The sequence below is a fragment of the Enterovibrio norvegicus DSM 15893 genome (genome assembly GCF_900115495.1).
In the GTDB taxonomy this organism is placed as follows: domain Bacteria; phylum Pseudomonadota; class Gammaproteobacteria; order Enterobacterales; family Vibrionaceae; genus Enterovibrio; species Enterovibrio norvegicus.
Window position 1 is genome coordinate 1 of sequence record NZ_FOWR01000043.1, and the last position, 22121, is coordinate 22121.

21 protein-coding genes are annotated in these 22121 nt (G+C 46.6%); 13 read left to right on the forward strand and 8 right to left on the reverse strand.

The features are described from left to right. The first annotated feature begins 805 nt into the window (after positions 1-805). A complete protein-coding gene (locus BM082_RS20550) occupies positions 806-1039 on the forward strand; it encodes a DUF2789 family protein (protein ID WP_017014285.1) in 234 nt (77 codons plus the stop codon). Between the two features lie 98 nt (positions 1040-1137). Next, positions 1138-1419, forward strand: coding sequence for a hypothetical protein (locus BM082_RS20555; RefSeq protein WP_017017477.1), 282 nt, complete (start codon positions 1138-1140; stop codon positions 1417-1419). Here the strand turns inward: BM082_RS20555 and BM082_RS20560 are convergent, their stop codons facing one another. Together BM082_RS20560 and syd are read right to left on the reverse strand one after the other, a co-directional pair. Next, complete coding sequence (locus BM082_RS20560) at positions 1420-2193, reverse strand: Zn-ribbon-containing protein (protein ID WP_074928431.1); 774 nt, start codon at positions 2191-2193, stop codon at positions 1420-1422. A 4-nt stretch (positions 2194-2197) separates the two neighbouring features. Then, on the reverse strand, positions 2198-2743 hold the full coding sequence (syd, locus tag BM082_RS20565) for a SecY-interacting protein (RefSeq protein WP_017017476.1): 546 nt from the start codon (positions 2741-2743) through the stop codon (positions 2198-2200). A gap of 62 nt (positions 2744-2805) precedes the next feature. Between syd and queF the strand changes: the two genes are divergently transcribed. The 5 genes from queF to xni all read left to right on the forward strand — a co-directional run bounded on the left by queF (position 2806) and on the right by xni (position 10165). Next, positions 2806-3651 (forward strand): NADPH-dependent 7-cyano-7-deazaguanine reductase QueF, encoded by an 846-nt coding sequence (gene queF / locus BM082_RS20570; protein WP_074928433.1) that lies wholly within the window; start codon positions 2806-2808, stop codon positions 3649-3651. 105 nt (positions 3652-3756) lie between these two features. Next, entirely contained in the window at positions 3757-6027 is a 2271-nt protein-coding gene (locus tag BM082_RS20575) for a tetratricopeptide repeat protein (protein WP_074928435.1), read from the forward strand. A gap of 130 nt (positions 6028-6157) precedes the next feature. After that, on the forward strand, positions 6158-7714 hold the full coding sequence (locus BM082_RS20580) for a GGDEF domain-containing protein (RefSeq protein WP_017012221.1): 1557 nt from the start codon (positions 6158-6160) through the stop codon (positions 7712-7714). Between the two features lie 231 nt (positions 7715-7945). Continuing rightward, on the forward strand, positions 7946-9313 hold the full coding sequence (gene ppnN, locus BM082_RS20585) for a nucleotide 5'-monophosphate nucleosidase PpnN (protein ID WP_017012222.1): 1368 nt from the start codon (positions 7946-7948) through the stop codon (positions 9311-9313). An 81-nt stretch (positions 9314-9394) separates the two neighbouring features. Then, entirely contained in the window at positions 9395-10165 is a 771-nt protein-coding gene (xni, locus tag BM082_RS20590) for a flap endonuclease Xni (RefSeq protein WP_017012223.1), read from the forward strand. A 69-nt stretch (positions 10166-10234) separates the two neighbouring features. On the opposite strand, the gene rlmM is transcribed toward xni, so the two are convergent. From rlmM to BM082_RS20610, 4 genes are all read right to left on the reverse strand, one after another. Continuing rightward, positions 10235-11302, reverse strand: coding sequence for a 23S rRNA (cytidine(2498)-2'-O)-methyltransferase RlmM (gene rlmM, locus BM082_RS20595; RefSeq protein ID WP_017012224.1), 1068 nt, complete (start codon positions 11300-11302; stop codon positions 10235-10237). 91 nt (positions 11303-11393) lie between these two features. After that, on the reverse strand, positions 11394-11768 hold the full coding sequence (locus BM082_RS20600; RefSeq protein ID WP_017012225.1) for a DUF423 domain-containing protein: 375 nt from the start codon (positions 11766-11768) through the stop codon (positions 11394-11396). Next, positions 11765-12385 (reverse strand): alpha/beta family hydrolase, encoded by a 621-nt coding sequence (locus tag BM082_RS20605; protein ID WP_074928438.1) that lies wholly within the window; start codon positions 12383-12385, stop codon positions 11765-11767. The genes BM082_RS20600 and BM082_RS20605 overlap by 4 nt, the downstream gene beginning before the upstream one ends. After that, a complete protein-coding gene (locus BM082_RS20610) occupies positions 12382-13287 on the reverse strand; it encodes a transcriptional regulator GcvA (protein WP_017012227.1) in 906 nt (301 codons plus the stop codon). Before BM082_RS20610 ends, BM082_RS20605 begins: the two co-directional genes overlap by 4 nt. 408 nt (positions 13288-13695) lie before the next feature. Between BM082_RS20610 and csdA the strand changes: the two genes are divergently transcribed. From csdA to phaC, 6 genes are all read left to right on the forward strand, one after another. Further along, entirely contained in the window at positions 13696-14919 is a 1224-nt protein-coding gene (csdA, locus tag BM082_RS20615; RefSeq protein ID WP_017017470.1) for a cysteine desulfurase CsdA, read from the forward strand. A 16-nt stretch (positions 14920-14935) separates the two neighbouring features. Next, positions 14936-15358, forward strand: coding sequence for a cysteine desulfurase sulfur acceptor subunit CsdE (gene csdE / locus BM082_RS20620; RefSeq protein ID WP_017017469.1), 423 nt, complete (start codon positions 14936-14938; stop codon positions 15356-15358). Between the two features lie 550 nt (positions 15359-15908). Further along, the gene (locus tag BM082_RS20625) at positions 15909-16649 is read left to right on the forward strand and encodes an SDR family oxidoreductase (RefSeq protein WP_017012230.1); all 741 of its coding nucleotides are present in this window, start codon (positions 15909-15911) and stop codon (positions 16647-16649) included. A 17-nt stretch (positions 16650-16666) separates the two neighbouring features. Continuing rightward, the gene (locus BM082_RS20630; protein WP_017012231.1) at positions 16667-17878 is read left to right on the forward strand and encodes an acetyl-CoA C-acetyltransferase; all 1212 of its coding nucleotides are present in this window, start codon (positions 16667-16669) and stop codon (positions 17876-17878) included. Positions 17879-17927: 49 nt separating this feature from the next. Continuing rightward, complete coding sequence (locus tag BM082_RS20635) at positions 17928-18275, forward strand: phasin family protein (RefSeq protein WP_017012232.1); 348 nt, start codon at positions 17928-17930, stop codon at positions 18273-18275. A gap of 61 nt (positions 18276-18336) precedes the next feature. Then, entirely contained in the window at positions 18337-20157 is a 1821-nt protein-coding gene (gene phaC, locus BM082_RS20640; RefSeq protein ID WP_017014294.1) for a class I poly(R)-hydroxyalkanoic acid synthase, read from the forward strand. 94 nt (positions 20158-20251) lie between these two features. Here the strand turns inward: phaC and tcdA are convergent, their stop codons facing one another. Both tcdA and BM082_RS20650 read right to left on the reverse strand, forming a co-directional pair. Next, positions 20252-21055 carry a tRNA cyclic N6-threonylcarbamoyladenosine(37) synthase TcdA gene (tcdA, locus tag BM082_RS20645; RefSeq protein WP_017014295.1) on the reverse strand — a complete coding sequence of 268 codons (804 nt, stop codon included), beginning with the start codon at positions 21053-21055 and terminating at the stop codon, positions 20252-20254. A gap of 96 nt (positions 21056-21151) precedes the next feature. Then, positions 21152-22033 (reverse strand): LysR substrate-binding domain-containing protein, encoded by an 882-nt coding sequence (locus tag BM082_RS20650; protein ID WP_017012235.1) that lies wholly within the window; start codon positions 22031-22033, stop codon positions 21152-21154. Between the last annotated feature and the right edge of the window lie 88 nt (positions 22034-22121).

Consider the following 22121-nt stretch of genomic DNA (forward strand, 5'->3'; position numbering starts at 1 on the left):
AAGGGGGGAATGGTGACGTTTTCAAAGCCAGAAAAAGAACGGGCGCGACATATAGTCGCGCCCTGAGGTCTTACTTGCAGCTGTCCTGCTACGAAAGTGCTCCCTGCATCATTCCTTGATCAGTGGCTGAATCCTTCAGCGTTTTCCTTATCTCTCCGTCCTGGAGGTGTCCTTCGGTCTTACCATGACCCATCGAGCTTTCCTGTCTCGATTCTCGTCCTCATCCTGAGGGTGTCCTTAACTTCGTCCTGAAGTGATTCCTTAAGCCCCCATCCTGGGTTGTCCTAAGTGTCATCCTGACCGATAAAATTCCATTTCATCGCTACGGTTCCATCCATTCCCTATTCCGTCTTCCTTGCTAGTAACACAATCCTTGCGTTACCTGCTCATCCTGAGCAACCAAGTCCATGGTTTAGTTCCTGTTCCGTGTGTCAGTATCCTTCCGACACCGAGAAGATTACGCTAACTGGAATTCTAAACAAGATACTGATTAGCGATCAAAATCACATTTTTAATCCAGCCCAAAGACACTAACTGTAAGCTGTTGTATTTAAATTAAATAATTATCAAGCATGCGTAATAACCATAAAAGAAAGCATGAAATACGTACGGTCTTGTAAGAGATATCTCACACCTCACCTCCCGTTTATCCCAACCCCACATTTGGCACATATTGATCTCGGTTACCTTTTGAACAATTTTATGTCACTCCCAGTATCGAGCCACGCTTTTTTCACCACGAATGCACATGCTGAACTAATGTAGAAAGGGTGTCGTTTGGAAATATTACTGCGGGGAGATAACCATGGAAGTGTTTACACACAATCTCGAAAGTCTTTTTCAACAACTCGGTTTACCGTCTGAGGGTGATGCAATTTCCTCCTTTATTGCAGACCACCCTCTCACCGAAGATCAATCGCTGATATCTGCAGTATTTTGGACTGTCAGTCAGCGTCAATTCTTGGAAGAAGCACAGCTTCAAGATGCAGACTGGACAGAACAAATAGATACTCTCGATACCCTGCTCAGAAAAACCTGACCCAACCTGCGATTATATGCTTCGTATTCGGCAACCTTTTCAATGTTTAGCGCTTCAGGTAACGTGAACAGAAAAATCGTTAACGTAGGAAACCAAAGATGCAAACGGACTATACCGCGATGCTCGAGCAAGCCATTCACTCTTTAATTGCTGATGGCAAAGAGCCTAGTGTCGCGTTGATAAAATCTCGCCTTACTGGCGCAGTTCCCATGCCGTTGATCATCAGTGCGTTGCAACGCTGGAAGAAAAATGGCGTGGTGCCAAAAATTGAAAAGGTATCAGTAGACAAGAGTGCAGAAGCACGTATTGCAGAGCTAGAGCAGCAAGTTAGTACACTAACAGAACGGATAGAGGCGCTGGAAAAGCGCTTCATCGAGTAATCACTGAAAGTCCCAAGACAGGTTTGACACGATACGGCAATCATCGCACTTAAAGTGGAAAACATCATGTATCGGTGAATCGAGACGCCAATCGCCGCCACACTTGGGACATTTCCGTTCAAGTTCAGACTCTGCACTATCACCACCCACGCGATATTGATAGTAGTACGTAGGTACCTTCGTTAAATACTCAATACGCCCACGAATGTCCCACCCTTTACGAAACAATCTACTGTCAGCATCTTGGATTTCAGCGAGAGCTGCATACTCAGCATTGAACGAACCTGCCATTTGAATCTCATCGCAAGCCTGCCATTCCGTTTGCCATTTCACTACCGCTTTATGATCGCCATTGAAGGTAGCTGGAAGTCGATGTAAAGGAATGGGTAATAAGGTTTCACCACAACGAAGCGGTGAGCAAGTGTGCACATAAGTGGTATAAAGCACCTGCCAGCTGCGTGGCGTGTCTTCCGCACTGGCTTCTGAATTGATGTCTCGGCCAAGCACTTTCATTTTGGGTGAAAGCAAAGAGGCTTCAGACAATTGGCGAATCTTTAACGCGACTTGTGGGCTATGAAACTTCGGGTTCAAACTGTCTTTTTCAGGACAAACCGCACGTACATGAAATTGCCCATCCCCCATCACCATAGGAAACTCACGCCCTAACACCTGTCCGTTATACCTCAACGCATCCATCAAGCCATTCACAGCCAGATCGACGGCTGAAACAGTGGTGTCATCAAAACACTCAAACGTCAGTTCTACAACGTACATGGCGTTACACCTCCGGCGAGAGATGTTGAAGAAAGGTTTCAACGTTGGGCGCGAGCACATCACGGATCTTAGTGCCAATGCGCTCTTTGATGACTTCGCCCGTGACGTTACAGATGGAAATTACATCCAGCTCATCATCCGTCGCAGCAATAAACACGGTTGGGTTTTGCTTCAAACGCTTTTGCATCAACAAATGCCCCAACATGTTCTCTTGCAAGCGTGGTAAGTCTTCATCGCTCCACACTTGAATCAGTTCCAGGCTCAGGCCTTCAAATTGCGCCGTCATGTCGCCGCAATAGAGACCCGCGTAAAAAGAGATCACATCTTCATGCAGAGAAATGCCTATCCCCTCTTCAACATTACTGAAATCGGCGAACGCATCACGTTGAATAGGTTGCCAAATCACCACATCATCCGTCTCTTGCACAATGCACGGCGATGCTAAGCCAATATATGCATCACTTTGCGGCTTTGAGCCATGTTGTTCGTTCCACGCAGAGACAAAGCGCTCGCTGAATGACCAAAGCGCGTGAGTGACAGAGTGATTCATTAGCAAGATTCCTCAAGATTCAGTAAACTTTGCGCATTCTAATCGATCCGTGGCAAAACCGTATGAGCAAATATCAAGATGCAAAAGAACTTGCTGGCCTGACGCTAGGTCAGAAAACGGACTATCAGGAGCATTATGCCCCTGAGCTTTTACAACCTGTTCCACGAAGCCTTAACCGCGACGATCTCGATATGGGAGAGACGCTGCCTTTTACCGGTTACGATGTTTGGACACTTTACGAACTGTCTTGGCTTAACGCAAAAGGTTTGCCTCAAGTGGCAATCGGCGAAGTGCGCCTGCCTGCAACCAGCCCAAACTTAATTGAATCCAAGTCATTCAAGCTTTACCTCAACAGCTTTAACCAGACAAAATTTAAAAACTGGCAAGAAGTGGTCGACACTTTAGCGAAAGATTTGTCAGCGTGTGCTGGCGAAGATGTCGACGTGACCATTCTTCCAGTGGAAGAATTCACCAACACACCCGTGGTTGCTTTCGGCGGCGAGAACATTGATGAGCAAGACATCACGATTGATGACTATGTATTCGATTCTCGCCTACTGAAAGGTGCCGCAGACGGCCCGATGGTAAGCGAAACCCTTAACAGTAACCTGTTAAAATCAAACTGCCTGATCACCAGCCAGCCTGATTGGGGTTCAGTGCGTATTGCTTACAAAGGCAAACGCATCAACCGCGAAAAATTGCTGCGTTACATCGTGTCTTTCCGCAGTCACAACGAATTTCACGAGCAATGTGTTGAACGTATTTTCACGGATATCATGAAATACTGCCAACCAGAGTTGCTAACGGTTTACGCGCGTTACACACGTCGCGGCGGCTTAGACATTAACCCATACCGTACTAACATGGGTAAAACACCAAGCGAAAATAATCGACTCGCTCGACAATAACTGAACGACTGGCCTGTTTATCACCCCGACCAACACTCGCTGAATAAGCATGTTGAGGTTACTGGGTAAACAGGCCAGATTCACTTCCAACGACAAGAAACCAACATGCGATTATTGCCAACCGCACTGCTCTTTTTTTCAATGCTGTTCAGCCTGAATGGACAAGCAAGGATGTATTCCCCCCCTATTCTTTCTGAAGCAGAAGAAATGGTGGTGACGGCCCCTGAACAAGCGTTAGAAATCACCGAACGATATTTAGAGCAGCGCCGTTTATCGAAAGCGACTAATCGCCCACACAGCAACAACGAAACAGATCGTTCTATTCGCACCCCATTAAACACCGTTCACGCCTACCTCATTATAGGTAAAGCACAAAGTACTCTGGGTGATCACAATGCCACATGGGAAGCCCTTGCGACAGCAAGAAGCATGGTCGAAAAAAACAGCTTAAAGCTCGCAGAGCTTGAGCTTCTCTTCACAGAAGCCTCTGTGCTGTACTATCTCGATGAAGACAAACAAGCAGCAAAAAAGGCGCTTGAAACCGTCATCAGCGAAATTGGAAAGCGCGACCCTAAACGTGCAAATACCATTGCCAACCTGACATTCGAAGCGTTGTTGCTTAATGCCATCATCACGTCAGAAACGAACCACAGTGCTGAGACGATCGCGCAATTCGATGCAGTAAAAAATGAACTGGGTGATACGCCTGAATTAAAGCAAAAGACACGATATCAAATTGCACTCGGTAACTACTTCCTAAACGAAAAATCTTACGAGCGCGCGCTGTCTGAATTACTCAGTGCCTATTGGCTCGCCAGCGAAAATGACTTCGCCATTCAAATTGCCAGTGCCAACGTTTCTCTGACCAAGCTTTATCAACAGCAAGGTGTACTCGACAAGGCATTACAACACGCCAACCAAGCCGCTGAGTTTTACGAGAACTTTGATTTAGTCCGAGGCTTGTCTGAAGCACAAACCCTACTCGCTGATATTTACAGTCAACAAGGGCGATATAATTTTGCGCTGGTGCATTATTTCAATGCGCTCGACATTGAACAATTGCTCGATCGTACTAAAAACATTGCCAGCATCAACGTATCAATCGCCAGTACTTACCTTAAGTTGCTCAGATATAAGCAAGCAGAAGAGTACGTAGCGAATGCCATTGAAATCGCAGAAAAGGCCGTACTCACTCGCCCACTGACAAAAGCCTACATTCTTCAAGGTGAACTGGCAGTCATTACTCAAATGCCTGATGTCGCCATTGATGCATTGAAGAAAGCCTTCGGCGGTGCAGAAGTCTTGCGTGACCGCACCCTCATGCTTGAGTGCCTTTCTCGCCTTTCCCGAGCTTACGAGCAAAAAGGGGAGTATCAGAAAGCGCTCGAAATTCAACGTCGCTATGACCAAATCAGCCGTCGAAGTGAAAACCGCCGACAAATTCTTGAAGCCGAGTCATTCATAGAACGTCAACGCGTGATCGAGCGCCAACTGCAACTTGATGATATTGAACGCCGACAAGGTGAAAACGTCAGCTCCTTGGTAGAACAGAAGAAAATTAACCTTTTCTTGCTGGGCAGTTTAAGCGTCATTTTATTGGTGTTGATTTTACGCCATCGCGCCGCTAACCAACGACTTGGTGAACTGCAAGATTTACGTAAAGCGCTTTACACCCACCCTCGCAGTGGGCTACGAAACCTGCGAATGCTCAATGACAGGCTATCGAATTCACTGGCGAAAACCAGTGCCAACTTTGAACAGTGGTATTTGGGTGAGATGATCCACGAGCCACTCAGTGACAAACTGAGTTTTGCCATGTTTGAAGTGCCTTTCTTGAAAGTGGTGTATCTCCAGCATGGCTACCATCAAGGTCTAGAATTGGAACGCGAACTGGGTGACTACCTTGTGTCTCAGATATCTGACCCCGCACGCGTGTATCATTTTTCTGATGCCATGTTTATCTACATCGAGCCAGATTCCGTCACACTCAACGACCCTGATAAAATGGCAAAAAGAATTCAATCCATGGTGAATGATTTTGTCGTTCACGCGAAATTGGATGACGTGGATGATCGTCTTCGTATTGGTATGGCGGATTACCCATTTTTGCCTCGCGCATTTACATCAATCAATGACAAAGAACTCATCGATATTCTCTTAATGGCCACCAGCGCCGCGCGCCAAGCCTGTAAGGCTGAACAAACCAGTCAATGGGTACATTTAAGCGCAATTGAATCCACACCCGCAGCATGTTTTGCCAATACCAATGTGCGAAAAGCCTGCTTTGACGCCATTGGTTCTGGCTTAATTAAGGTTAAAACTTCAGCAAGCGAAGGCATTAACTGGCAGACGCTTCACGAATCTGACAAAAATTAGCGCCAGCTTATTGATAACCATAGTAATAAACCGTTATAGCTAGAGGCTGTGCCTGTAACTTTTTCAGGCACGACACCCTGTATTCAGTGAGTTTTTCACTGTGCGTTGTTTGGAGCCGTCGTCGAGTTTTATGTCCAACTTCTCATCAGATGAAGAAGTCATCACACTGAAAGAAAAGTTGCAGCATTCTCAGCTGGTGTTCCGAGATTTAGCCCTTAAATCTCGGCGCGAGACGACGATCCTGAAAAGGTTAATCTCCCGACTGATTGCCGCTTCACAAGCGCAAGATGATCCATTGCTCCATGAGCGACTGTCTCAGATTCGCCGAGAACTTGAAGCGCAAGATGATGTCAGTCGAATAATTCCTCAGCTCGCATTGGTGGAGCGAATGGTCAACCGACATACTCATACTCAGAAAAAAGCCAGCGATGCCCTAGAATGCCAATTTCAGCAAAGCGGTGAGACCCTCAAATGCTTAACAGGCTTACCCGCACAGCTAAAGCGTGACCTTCGAAACTTACTTCAAAGTTCCGGCTCGGAAAGCAAAAGCAGCACAGATAAGATAGTGGCATTGCTTCAACTCTATGAACGTGCACTCAAATTGCTCTCTCTGCCATCGAACGGATTGTCTGCCAAAGAACTCCTGAATATTGACCGCATCTCTCAGCTTTCAAGTGAACTTCAGCACTTGATCACTGAGTTAGATTTCGATGATGAAGTGGGTGATCGCCTGCTAGACATCCGCAATAGACTCTTGCTGTCGCCCGATGCACAAACCTTGCTTGAGCTGACATTAGAATCGGTGCAGCTCATTCTGGATGGCACACGTAACGAGAGAAAAGCCTCTCAAGCTTTTTTGTCGCAATTGAATGAAGATCTATCAATTCTCCAGCGCCACAACGGCCGCTCTATCGACAACTCTCAAACCATCTCCACCCAACGTAGCGCCTTTAACGAAGAATTAGCGTCTTCCGTGAACGCCATCGAAACACACCTTGAGGAAGCCGAATCGTTAGAGCAAGTAAGGCCTCACCTTTCTCAAGTCGCAGTGAATCTGTCATCGCTCGTTGCAAGAAACAAAGAACTGGAAGAGCGTGAACAACAGCTACTAGAACAACTCAAACACAACGACCAAAAACTGGAAGCGCTTTACCAGCAAACCATGGATTACCGTCGTCGTTTAGGTGACCAAGAACGAAAATTGCTGCTCGATCCGCTGACCAAGGTGTACAACCGCGCCGCTCTTGATGATCGTTTAGAACATGAGTACCGCTGCTGGTTGAGGTATCAAACGCCATTTTGCCTAGCCATGATCGACATCGACCACTTTAAAAGCGTGAATGACACCTACGGGCATTTAGTGGGTGATAAAGTGCTCAAGGTCGTTGCTCGCTCCATTCACCAATGCCTTCGAGACACCGACTTCATTGCGCGATTTGGTGGCGAAGAATTCGTGGTATTGCTTCCAGATGCAAAACCCGAAGAACGTGAAGAAATGCTCAATAATGTACGAGAAACCGTGTCCAAACTTCCCTTCAAGTTTAAGGACAGCCGTCTCACTGTCACCGTGTCCATCGGCGCAAGCATGTTCCAAGACGGCGACAGCACGGTGACCGTGCTAGAACGCTCGGATGGCGCACTCTACAACGCAAAAAATAATGGCCGCAACAAGCTAATTTGGGCATAACAGCACTGTCAATGGCAGTGCTGTTTACCCCTCCCCTCGCTCTCTCCCGCCACCCGCTTTTTTCTATTGATAACTGGATAAACTAAAAGTCTGTGTGTATGGTTAATTAACACACTGATTTTTATAACAATGAAAGTGTTGATTAATTAACCACCTGTAATCTTCATTGAAATAAAATTCTTAGGGTCCCCCTCTAATACAAAGTGTGTTTTCTCTGCACAGGAGGTGACTATGATCACGCATATCAGCCCAGTCGGGGCAATGGATCTACTCTCCCAACTTGAAGTCGATAGGCTCAAGGACACCGCGAAAAGCGATCTGTACCGCTTGTACCGTAACTGTTCGTTAGCGGTACTTAACTCTGGTAGCCACACTGACAGCTCTAAAGAGCTACTGGAACAATATAAGAGCTTTGACATTCGCGTCATGCGTCGAGAACGCGGCGTGAAGCTCGAGCTCATCAACCCACCTGAACATGCGTTTGTTGATGGAAAAATCATTCGTGGTATTCAAGAACACATGTTCTCAGTGCTTCGAGACATCATTCACTTAAACATGCAGCTAGAACACGCCAAAGTGTTCAACCTGACCAATTCCAGCCACGTCACCAACCTCATCTTCGACATTCTGCGCAATGCGAAAGCCTTGGTGCCGGGGCGAGATCCTAATTTGGTTGTCTGCTGGGGCGGACACTCCATCAATGCCATCGAGTATCAGTACACAAGAGAGGTAGGTAACGAGCTGGGGCTACGAGAGCTGAATGTATGCACGGGGTGCGGACCCGGCGCAATGGAAGGCCCAATGAAAGGGGCTGCCATTGGCCACGCCAAGCAACGTGTGCCCAACAGCCGCTTCCTTGGCATGACTGAGCCATCAATCATCGCAGCAGAGCCACCAAACCCTATCGTCAATGAACTGGTTATCATGCCAGACATCGAAAAACGCTTGGAAGCCTTTGTGCGCTGTGGCCACGGGATCATTATTTTCCCTGGTGGCGCAGGAACAGCAGAAGAGTTGCTGTATTTACTGGGTATCTTGATGCACCCAGACAATGCAGATCAGCCGATGCCCGTGGTGCTGACAGGACCAAAAGAAAGCGCGGATTACTTCCGTGTGATAGACGAATTCATTCGAGATGTTATTGGTGAAGAGGCCACAAAATATTACGAAATCGTCATCGGTGATCCGGAAAAAGCCGCGCGTATTATTAAGCAAGCAATGCCTGCGGTGAAAGCTCACCGCCAATCAACAGGCGATGCCTACTCGTTTAACTGGTCGTTAAAAATCGCACCTGAATTCCAGCTGCCTTTTGCACCCACACACGAAAACATGGCGAACCTTGATTTGCACATGAATCAACGCCCTGAACTTCTCGCATCTGCACTGCGCCAAGCGTTTTCCGGCATCGTCGCCGGCAATGTGAAAGAAGAAGGTATTCGAGAAATAGAGCGCCACGGCCCGTTCAAGATTAACGGTGACGCGGAACTCATGAAGAAAATGGACAAACTGCTGCGTGGTTTCGTTGAACAACAACGCATGAAACTTCCAGGCACGGCTTATGTTCCTTGCTATGAGATTGTCCAAGGGAATGGCAACTAATCGCAGTTGTTAACCTTTCATTTATCTCTCAAGCAATTAGAATGGCCCTATCGGGCCATTTTTTCATTTAGCGGACACATCATGTCTATCCACCTTGTCATCATTGATGCAATGAACCTTATCCGTCGCGTTCACGCCGCTCAGCCCAACCCTGATGATATTGCCTCTACCGCGCAAGTCTGTTGCCGCGCTTTAACCAAGATCATTCGTTCATCCGAACCCACACACATGGTCGCAGTATTTGACCATACAGAACAAGATCGCGGATGGCGTGCCGAGCTCGTGCCTGAATACAAACAAGGCCGTAAGCCGATGCCTGAAGCACTACAACAAGGGTTAGATACAATCCAAGATGCGTTTTGGGAAATGGGCATTGATTCATTGTTATCATCAGGTGATGAAGCCGACGACATGATTGCGACGCTGGCGTTAAAAGTCGCCAGCCACAATGGTCAAGTAACAATTGTTTCTACCGACAAAGGCTACTGTCAGCTTCTGCAGCCTACATTACGTATTCGTGACTACTTTCAACAGCGTTGGCTGGACAGCCCGTTTATCGAAAAAGAATTTTCAGTCGCGCCCCAACAACTGACAGATTATTGGGGATTGGTCGGCATCAGCTCCAGCGGCGTCACCGGGGTGCCGGGTATCGGCCCCAAATCAGCATCTAGCTTGCTCAACCAATATGGCACACTTGATGATTTGTTTGCAGCAGAGAATATTGAGCCAAAGTGGCAAAAGAAACTCGAAGGCAATCAAGGACTGGCCATGCGCTGTAAGCAAGTTGCTACCTTGAAAACAGACATAACGCTCGGGTTCAACCTGCAAGATATTCGGTTTTCCGCTAAGTAACATTCCTACCCTATCACGCACAAAAAAGGGCAAGTATCGTACTTGCCCTTTTTTCTCAGCAGAACGTAATCAGTTTGTGCGTCGAATATGCACAGTCACTTCATCACGATCATGGAACAGGTGTTTTACTTGAATATCGAATTTAACGCCGTTTTCTATCAGCTGTTTTTTCAAATTACCGATGTCTTCAGTCACTTGCTCGTAACGGCGGCTCATTGGCAACTTCAAGTTGAAAATGGTTTCTACAGCCCAACGTGCAACTAACCATTTACCAATTAAAGGCGCGACGCGATAGGGTTTTTCGATCATGTCACACACCAGCCAAGTGATGTTTTTTCTTGGTGGCTCAAACTTAAAACCGTCCGCAGCATGATATTTAACCTGCCCCGTTTCCATCAGGCTTTCTGCCATTTGGCCATTATCCACCGCGTGGATGAACATAGAGCGCTTCACCAGTTGATACGTCCAGCCCCCCGGACAAGCACCTAAATCCACCGCTTTCATCCCAGGCGCCAAACGCTCATCCCATTCATCTTTTGGAATGAAGGCATGGAAGGCTTCTTCTAGCTTAAGCGTAGAACGGCTTGGCGCTTCAGATGGAAACTTCAAACGATGAATACCCATGTAATGCGGGGAGTTGTTGTTTGATACAGAGTAACCAACAAAGCAACAGCCAGGTTCCGTAAAACACACATGCAATACCGGTTTTTTCGAATGCTCTTTCGCATACAAAACACCACGTTTACGCAGCGACTGACGCAATGGCACCGTAAACTTACGGCAGAACTTCAGCAGCTCTTTCGCTTGGTTGGTGTCTGGCGTTTCTACGCGAACATCACCACATTTTGGCAGTTCCCCCCCCATCGCAAGGATAGGAGAAATGCGGTCACCTGGGTCCAAATCACTCAGTTGACCCACCACAACAATCATTTGGCGCGCAAAGATCAACGAACTAAATGGAAGCTTCTGAATCAACTTTTCTGCATCGCCTTGCTGGTAACACTCAAACACTACATACCCAGAGTTTTTGACCACTCGTGGGAAGCCATACACTTCTACCTGTGTCGCTTTGTCCTGAATTTCACCCGCACACTCTTTCTCAAAGCCTTGGCGGCAATACAATAAAATCTGATTCACACGATGCCTTTAACTATGCCGTGGTAAAAATAACGCGCCATTATACCCAAATTGCCCAAAGTTTCAGGTTTACGTGACCGATGAAACACAATCAGGCGCTGCGCCAAAGTCCCCAGGCTGCCAATGCCCATCCCACAAGGAAGCTCAGTCCCCCCAAAGGTGTGATAGGCCACAACCATGTCCAATCCGTTAGTGCTAGGCCATAAAGACTGCCGCTAAAGCAAACAACACCGAGAGAAAGAAACACGCCTGACAGCGCAACGTACGTGCAATCCGTTTGTTTTTGCCACAATGCCAATGCAATGAGGGCCAGCGCATGCCAGAACTGATAGTGAACACCTTTCTCGATGATCGACAATTCATATTCCGAAAGATGTGCCTTTAACCCGTGCGCAGCAAACGCACCAATGGCCACCGCTATACCAGCAAAAACACACCCTAAAGCTGCCAGCCGATTGTTTTTCATTGGCATACCTCAACGATAAAAGCGGCAATTTTATCCGCAGCAAGTTGGCGATTATCTTCTTCCGTGTGGCCTGAAGCTTTACGCGGTTTTAGACTATGGTCGCCATCTGGTACAAACACCAAAGAAACGGACGATGAAAACGGGTAATTTTCTAATTCAGCACGGTTTCCGAATGTGTCGCGTTCACCTTGCAAAATCAGTGTCGGTTTTTCGATATGGGCAAGATGTTCCCCTTTGTCCTTTTCAGGTTTACCCGGTGGATGGAAAGGAAAGCCCAAACACGCGATGCCCACCACACGCGACTCTTCGCTCAAATGACTCGCCATCCTTCCACCCATAGATTTACCGCCAATCACAGTGTGTTTACTGCCGTATGTCGCGATGATTTCTTGGTAGTGCTCTAGCAACTTTGGCGCACGATCGGGTGGCCGTTTTTTCCCATCTTCCGAGCGCTTCACCATGTAGGGAAAGTTAAAGCGAACGACACGAATACCATGGGCAGCGATTTTCTTTGCGACCACTGCCATGAACTCATGTTCCATGCCAGCACCCGCACCATGTGCAAAAATAAACGTTGTGTCAGCCTCAGAAGAGCCATCGATAAGAACCTGATTCATGCAGAAATACTCTCCTGTTCTGCGGCGGCTTTCGCCAACACCCAGTCCCTGAACGCGGCAATACGCCCAGAATCTGCGTCCTTTTGTTGGCTCACTAAATAAAAGGCGTTTTTACTCATCAAGAAATGATCAAACGGACACACTAAACGTCCAGACTCAAGTTCGGGTTGTGCCAGAACGTTATTGCTCAGTGCGACCCCTTGTCCAAGCGCTGCAGCCTGCAACACCATGGCTGAGTGACTAAAAATGGGGCCATAGTTTAGATTAATGTTACTAATCTGATAGTGCTTTGCGTACGCGGTCCAGTCGCGACGAGATCGATCATGCAGCAAGGTATGATGTTTCAAATCATCAAATGAAGTCAGTGGCTTATCCGCGCTCAATATAGAAGGGCTGCACACGGGCAATAAAAACTCAGGATAGAGTTCATCACACCTCAGCCCAGGCCAGTTGCCTCGCCCGTAATAAATCGCGACATCAACGTCATCCGTTAATGAACCGTCTTCTAAATCAACCGCTTTGATCCGCACGTCCACCTCTGGATGCTGTTGATTAAAATCTGACAGTCGAGGAACAAGCCACTGGATGGCAAAACTTGGCGGCAAACTGATGGTTAGTGCCCCCTTCGCGCCGCGCTCTAATACACGATCGGTCGCATCAGCAATAGATGTAAATATATCTTTAATATCAAGAAAATAGCTTTGCCCTTCTTCTGTCAGAAGTAACGAGCGATTCCTGCGACGAAACAACTTCAAGCCAAGAAACTCTTCAAGAGCCTTGATTTGATGGCTAACTGCAGCCTGCGTCACAAACAACTCTTCGGCTGCTCGCGTAAAACTTAAATGCCTTGCAGCAGCTTCAAACACTCGCAACGCATTTAAAGGAGGTAATCGTCTAGCCATACCGCTCCCTACACATAAGATTTTCTAATATAGAACATTATAAAATGTCCATTGTTCTGTCACCAGAGAAAACCTATAGTTCGCGGGCACCAATGAACAAGCGTACCCTACGCACGTTTTTTCTTGGTTGCGATGTTGTGTTTGCATTTTTTCGGCTTTACCGAGCCTCAGTAGCATTAGCTACATTTTTATATACGCTGCGTATATTTCATACTATCTACACAAAGATTTATCGTGCACTGAGCTGATGGCTCGGTGCTTTTTTTTATCTTTTTTGCTCCCTTTCACCAAATTAAACACACCAGCGACACGATGTTTTTCTGGCACAGCGCGCCAACACTTGAGTTAACCTCAGAGAAAAGCGATCATTCCCTTCATCAATAGCCCAGTCGAGCGACTAACCCTACTATGACAAGCCGTACCTTTCATCTCGATAGCATTCGACGCGTCTTTCCGTCGTTGAATCATTCCATCAATGGCCAGCGATTGGTGTATCTCGACAGCGCAGCGACAGCACAAAAACCGTTGCCAGTCATAGAATGCATCAGTGATTACTATTCAGGGGCGACGGCAAATGTGCACAGAGGTAGCCATTCACTCACGGCAACAGCGACCAATCGCTTTGAAGCAGCCAGAAAAACCGTCGCGACGTTTTTAGGTGCGAGTGAAGAATGCGTTGTTTGGACGCGTGGCGCGACAGAAGCACTCAACCTCATCGCGCAAAGCTATGGTCGACAAACACTGAAACCAGGCGACGAGATCCTCATTAGCGAGATGGAACATCACGCGAACATTGTCCCATGGCAATTGGTCGCCGAACAAACAGGTGCGAAAGTCGTAAAATCTCCGATAAATACGGACAGGTGCACGCTCGACATGCGCGCCTTCGATGTCTTGCTCAATGAAAAAACTAAAATCGTTGCAATTGGCCACATCAGCAACGTCACGGGCACGCGTAATCCTATCGAAACCATCATCCAAAAAGCACATGCTCATGGAGCAATAGTGGTCGTTGATGGCGCTCAAGCCGTGGTACACGAAGAGGTGGACGTCGCGGCACTTGATGCTGACTTCTATGTGTTTTCCGGCCATAAATTGTTTGCACCGGCGGGTATCGGGGCGCTTTATGGCAAGGCGGAACTACTAGAATCCATGCCTCCTTGGCATGGCGGCGGAAAAATGGTCGAAAGAGTCACGTTTGAAGGGACACAATTTTCAGCGTCTCCGGCCAAGTTTGAAGCAGGAACCCCAAACGTCGCTGGCGCATTAGCGCTAGCAAAAGCCATTGATTGGCTAAACACGCTCGATAAAAAAGCCGCGGAAGCACATATCGCTACCTTACAAAAACAATTGGTTGAAGGCATAAAGGACATTGATGATCTTTTTCTCATTGGTTTGCAGGCTGGAGCAAGTGTGGTGGCTTTTACACTTAAGGGAGTTCATCACTCTGATATTGCCACCTTACTGGATCAACAAGGCATAGCGGTACGCTCAGGACACCACTGCGCTCACCCACTGATGGATGCACTAAACATCAAAGGTTGTGTGCGCGTATCCATCGCTTTGTATAATACACAAGAAGACATTGAACGCTGCATCGCTGCCATTCAAAAAGCCTGCGACATTCTTTAACCACTATTGAGCAAACATGAATAACTTTCCCAAACATCCATTCGGTACTGAAATCACCAACACCTCAATCCTTCGTGATATGGCAAAGTGCCGAAGCTGGGAAGATAAATATCGACTTGTCATCCAATTAGGAAGAAAACTTCCCTCTTTAGATCAGTCACTTAAAGCTCAAAGCGTGGACATACCCGGTTGTGAGAGTGAGGTTTGGTTAATCTGGCAAGAGATTGACGGGGTCTATCATTTTTCGGCAGACTCTGACGCCCGAATTGTAAAAGGGCTTATTTCATTAATTCTGGCGGAAATTGAGGGTAAAACACGTGAAGATCTTCGAAAAATTGATTTTGATGCCTACTTCGACGCCATGGACTTACTCAATCATTTAAGCCAGTCTCGCAGCAATGGGATTCGCTCAATCATCGAACAAATAAAGAAAATATAATTCTGCAATTGTTGCGGTGATTTGATACGCATTTCACCGCATATAGACGCTACTTTACCGTACAATCCTCATTTTAGCAGTGCGACGCTGGTCAATTATTCCTCTCTTTTTTTGCATTAATCCCCCTCTAATTCTTAAATAATACTGCTTTATTTTTATGCCGCATCGTTTCTTCTTTAAACAGCATAAAAAGACATGTTTCTATAAAAAGCAAATACGAAAAACACAAAAAAAACCACAACAAAACACGAGGTACACTCCATTTTAACATCCTGTTAACTTTGGCTTATTTTTTGTCGAGCTAGATCTTGTTTCCACAATTATCACCTCCATCCTTTTGCCTTATTCACCAGATTGTATATCTTTGTTCTCGGTGGTCATAAAACCATCACAATAATAATTTATTTTATTTGAAGGCTAATTAAGTTTCTAAGCCTTAACCCTTATCGCGCTAAAACTAAATAATTATCGGTGCCTGTATTTTTGGATAACCAAATGCAGTTACAGGGGTCAATTTTAATTGCTTGTTGTTAAAAGAATGGAGTCATCAATGAAAAAACTCGCGCTCATCACCGGATCGAAAGGTGGTATCGGCTCGGCGATCACAGAAAAGCTGGTCAGCCAAGGCTATCGCGTGATTGCAACGTATTTCACCGGGAACCTAAGTTGTGCCGAGGAATGGTTCGAGGAGAAAGGATTCAACGCTGATCAAGTACGCCTCTTAGAACTGGACGTGACCAACACACAAGAGTGTGTTGAACGTCTGCCTCAACTTCTTGCCGAAGAAGGCACTATCGACGTTTTAGTTAACAACGCCGGTATTACCCGTGATGGTCAATTCAAGAAAATGGTCGCTGATAACTGGCATGCTGTTATCGATACCAACCTCAATAGCTTGTTCAATGTCACCCAACCTCTGTTTGCCGCCATGTGCGAAAAAGGCAATTGCCGAGTGATCAACATTTCTTCAGTAAATGGTTTGAAAGGTCAATTTGGCCAGACGAACTATGCTGCTGCGAAAGCAGGCATGATTGGTTTTACTAAAGCATTGGCTTTTGAAGGTGCACGCTCAGGCGTCACGGCAAATGTTGTTGCCCCTGGTTACACTGGTACGCCAATGGTAGAAGCGATGCGCGAAGAGGTGCTTGAATCTATCAAAAACGAGATCCCAATGAAGCGCCTTGCGCGTCCTGAGGAAATCGCAGAAGCAGTCGCGTACCTTGCAAGTGATGCAAGTGCTTACATCACCGGGGAAACGCTGTCCGTCAACGGCGGCTTGTACATGAACTAAGCAAGGAAATTTTTCACATGGAAAAAGTGTATATCGTTGCAGCCAAACGAACTGCTATCGGCGCATTCACAGGTTCACTAAAAGACACACCAGCAGGTCAACTTGCTGCTGTTGCAATCAAAGGCGCACTTGAAGCCGGTAACGTTGCTCCAGAAGCGGTTAACGAAGTTATCCTTGGTAACGTCGTTAGTGCAGGACAAGGCATGGGTATCGGTCGTCAGGCTGCTATTTTTGCAGGTTTGCCACAAACCGTTCCAGCTTACGCAATCAACATGGTTTGCGGAAGCGGCATGAAAGCTGTCATGGATGCAGTTACACACATTCGCTGTGGTGATGCTGATGTTGTCGTCGCAGCCGGTGTAGAAAACATGTCTCAAATCCCATTCGCGGCGTCAGGCTCACTGCGCGGCGGTCAAAAAATGGGTGATATCAGCATGAAAGACCTTCTAATTACTGATGGCCTGACTGATGTCTATAACCAATATCACATGGGCGTTACTGCAGAAAATGTCGCTGAACTTGTTGGCCTTACCCGCGAACAGCAAGACACCTATGCAGCACAAAGCCAACAAAAAGCCGTTGCAGCCGTTGAAGCAGGTCGATTCAAAGATGAAATCGTCCCTGTGGAAGTGAAGCAACGTCGTGAAACGGTTTCGTTCGATACCGATGAATACCCGAAAGCTGATACCACACAAGAAGGCCTAAGCAAATTGCGTCCGGCGTTTAACCGTGAAGGTACAGTTACCGCTGGTAATGCTTCTGGTTTGAACGATGGCGCAAGCGCAATCATTGTTGCTTCTGAAGCAGCAGTGCAACGTCTTGGCTTGAAGCCGTTAGCTGAAATCACCAGCTACGCACAAGTTGGGTTAGATCCAAAAATTATGGGCTTAGGCCCTGTGGGTGCAGTAACCGAAGCGCTGAAAAAAGCAGAGCTTTCGATTTCCGACGTGGATCTGTTTGAGCTCAATGAAGCCTTTGCGGCACAGGCGCTGGGTGTTGTCCACCAGCTTGCTGACACACACAGCGTCAGTCCTGAAGCCATTTTAGAAAAGGCAAATGTGAATGGTGGCGCAATTGCGTTGGGCCACCCTCTAGGTGCATCAGGTAACCGCGTTCTCGTTTCCCTGATCCACGAGTTGGAAAAGCGTGAAGGCACATATGGTGTGGCTTCACTATGTATTGGTGGCGGCATGGGTACGGCAGTTGTCGTGAAACGTGCTAGCAACTAACGAACGTAAAACCCCTTTGGAACTAATTCAAACACTTAGGAGATACACCATGTACACAGATATGTTTAAAGCATTCTCAGAGCAAACTGAAAAAACACTTGCCCCTTACGTTAAATTCAACAAGCTTGTTGCTAAAAATGTTGAAACGTTGACTGAACTTCAACTAAACGCAGTTCGCACTTACAGCGAAATGGGTCTAGCTCAAGTTAAAGCAGCAAGCAGCGTGACTGATGTGACTTCTTTGACGTCATACAGCAGCCAACAACTTGCAGCAATGACTAAGCTTTCTCAACAAATGATGGATGACAGCACGAAGCTTCAATCTGTTGCTAAAGAGTTCAAAGACGATTTGGAACAACTGACTTCAGAAAACCTTAAAGCGGCTACTCCAGCTTAATCAAGGTCACCGCCCTCCTTTCTAGGAGGGCGGTGTTGTATCCGATCAAGAGGGTTTACACATGTTTCAGAGCTTCTTCTCGGACTACCTTGAAAAACTCCAAGAGAGTAACCAGAAATGGTTTAAGGATCTTGAGCAAGGCAAGGCAGCCGTAAACACCCCCCTGAACAAAGCAATGCAAGAAATGAGTATCAATGATACAACTCAACTTCTTGAAAATGCCGCAAATCAACCTGCTGCAATGTTGCAAGTTCAGATGCAGTGGTGGGAAAAGCAACTCGAAATCTGGCAAAACGTGGCGCTCGCTTCAAACTGCGAAGACATTGTTGGCCCAGAAAAAGACGACAAACGATTCCAAGACAAAAGCTGGCAAGACGAAGCGTTTTATAGCTTCATCAAACAATCTTACCTGCTATTTGGACGTACTTTCCTTGAAACCATCAATGCCGTAGAAGGCCTAGATGAAAAAGCGAAAGAACGCCTCACTTTCTTCTCTCGCCAAGCCATCAATGCGATGTCTCCTAGCAACTTCATTGGGACAAACCCAGAGTTGTTTCGCTTAACGCTTGAGCAAAATGGTGAGAACTTAGTAAAAGGACTTGAGCAGCTTCAAGAAGACCTTGAATCTAGCTCTGACATCCTGAAGGTCAGAATGACAAACAACAATGCTTTCCGCATTGGTGAAGACATTGCGAACACCCCAGGTGATGTGGTGTATCAAAATGAATTGTTTGAACTGATCCAATACCGCCCAATGACAGAAAAGGTCAACGCAACACCATTATTGGTAGTGCCTCCTTTCGTCAATAAATACTACATTCTTGATCTTCGCGAGAAGAACTCGATGATGCGCTGGTTGGTTGAACAAGGCCATACCGTATTCATGATGTCATGGCGCAACCCAGGCGAACAGCAACGAAACGTTGAGTTTGGTGATTATGTCACTGAAGGTGTTGTTAAAGCAGTCACTGCGATTGAAGACATTACCGGTCAATCGCAAATCAATGCTGCAGGTTACTGCATCGGCGGTACTGTATTAGCAAGCACCATTGCTTACTATGCGGCAAAACGCATGAAAGCGCGTGTCAAATCTGCATCGTTCTTCACAACGATTCTCGATTTTGCTCAGCCTGGCGAAGTAGGCGCATACATTAACGATAGCGTTGTCAATGCAATTGAAGCACAAAACACCGAAAAAGGTTACATGGATGGCCGCTCACTGAGCGTCACCTTCAGCTTGCTTCGTGAAAACAGCTTGTACTGGAACTACTATGTCGACAACTACCTCAAGGGGAACAGCCCTGTCGACTTCGATCTCCTTTACTGGAACAGCGACAGCACGAATGTTGCGGGTGCAACTCATAACTTCATGCTGCGTGAACTTTATCTGAACAATAACCTAGTGAAAGATAAAGGCGTGAAAATTGGTGGTGTGTGGATTGATTTGAACAAAATCAAAGTCCCGACCTACTTCATTTCAACCAAAGAAGATCATATCGCACTTTGGCAAGGCACTTACCGTGGCGCGCTCAATGTCGGTGGTAACAAAACCTTTGTGTTGGGTGAATCAGGACACATTGCAGGCATCGTGAACCACCCTAGCCGCAACAAATACGGTTATTGGGTGAACTCTGAGTTGAGTGAATCTGCGGACGAATGGTTTGAATCCGCAAGTCACAACACAGGGTCATGGTGGCTTCACTGGGACAAATGGCTTGAAGCATATAGTCCGAAAGAGAAAATCGAACCCTATGCACAAGGTTCAGAGAACTTTCCTGTACTCACCGTTGCCCCAGGCAACTATGTGAAACAGGTACTGCCTATCGAGCCTAAAACTGAAAAGCCAGAACCAACAAAAGCACCAGCGAAAGCTGAAGCATAATGTTGAGTTAGGTGTACTTTAACACCAAACGCAAAAAGGCCGCTTCTCCATGAAGCGGCCTTTTTTATGTTCAACTTTTACCGCATTTTTCTTTTTATTTTTTCGCCGTCAATTTGGCAATGATGCGTGATACTGCTACAAAACCAAACGTTGCTGTCACCATGGTCGCCGCACCAAATCCGCTGGCACAATCCATGCGTTTAGGCCCTTCTGCACTCGCTTTGGTTTCGCACACGCTGCCATCAGGTTGCGGGTACTTCAATTGCTCTGTTGAGAACACGCAATCAATACCAAACTTACGCCCTTGAGTCTTGGTGAAGTTATGGAAACGACGTAGATTATTGCGCAGTTTCGCCGCCAAAGGGTCTTGGATTGTTTTCGTCAGATCGGCAACTTGAATTTGTGTTGGGTCGATTTGACCACCAGCACCGCCTACCGTGATGATTTTGATCTTGTTACGCTTACAATATGCAAGTAACGCGGTTTTTGGTTTGATGCTATCAATAGCATCTAACACGTAATCAAATTCTTTCGTGATGTACTCAGGGATATTGTCTTCTGAGATAAAGTCATCAATCAGATTGATTTGGCAATCAGGGTTAATGGCTCGCACGCGATCGGCCATCACTTCAATTTTGCTCTGACCAATGGTGCCAGACATTGCATGGATCTGGCGATTAATATTGGTGACACAGATGTCGTCCATATCAATCAAGGTCAACGTACCCACGCCGCTGCGCGCCAAAGCTTCTACAGCCCATGACCCAACACCACCTATGCCGATAACACACACATGTGATTGACGAAGGATCTCCAGTTCAGACATACCGTACAAACGGCGTGTACCGCCAAAGCGTTGTTGGTAGCTTTCTGATGCTGGTGAAGGTGATGTAGACATAGGTAGTGGCTCTGTTTCAGTTTGCATTGATGGACTGCGGTTTATACGCGTTTGACGTGAAAATGTCCACGCTCACAAAGCGTACTCTCGACGCTATTAAGATCTGATGATTTCACATTTCAGCCAATCGATCACTTGCTTTACAGCCGCTAAACGCCGCTTATGACCATGACAAAACAGGAAATACCCATACGCGCTATCAAAGCGCAATGACAAAGGATTCACCACCACACCTTGTTTGATAGATTCTTGAATCATAAATTGCGGGATGAGGGCAATTCCTTGACGGTGCCTCAGGGCCTCGAATGCCATATAGAAATGCTCAAATCCGCCACCATAGGTCGGGCTATCTGGTGACACCCCAAGTTCATGCCAAAACTGATTCCAGATCTGAGGGCGCGTGATGTGGCTTATCGACGTCAAAGATACCAGCTCAGAGATATCACGAATAGGCTGCGGACATTGATCTGGGTTTGCCACCAGCATCAGACGCTCACGGATAAGTAACTCTGCATCTTCTTCATGGGTTGAAAGTGGCAAACAATGTATCGCAATGTCACCTTGATAGTGGTTTTGAGTATCTGATGTCACGCTGGCGCGGATCGCAAGATCGATATTTGGGTGTAATTGCTTAAACCTATTCAATTTAGGAATAAGCCACATACTCGCTAACGACGGCGGCACAGAGATGTCTATACGACTTTGCGTCTCAGAGGTTTGCATTACGGTGGATGTTGCGTGCTGTAAATTTTCTAATGCTTCAACGACCGACGGTAAATAGCGCCGGCCTGCATCCGTCAACTCGACTTTCCCACCATTTCTTTCAAACAATGAACATCCCATCAATTCTTCCAAGTGAAGGATTTGTTTGCTGATGGCACTTTGCGTCAAATTCAAAATCTTCGCCGCTTTCGAAAAGCTCAACGTTTGCGCCACGATCGTAAAGGTGCGCAATGTTTTCATGGGAGGAATTGGCATCGCCATTCTTTACAGCCTCGCTACACTATGAGTTTTTAGCATACCCTCCGAATTTATATCGTTTGCTGTTCATTTTCCAACCCGTTAA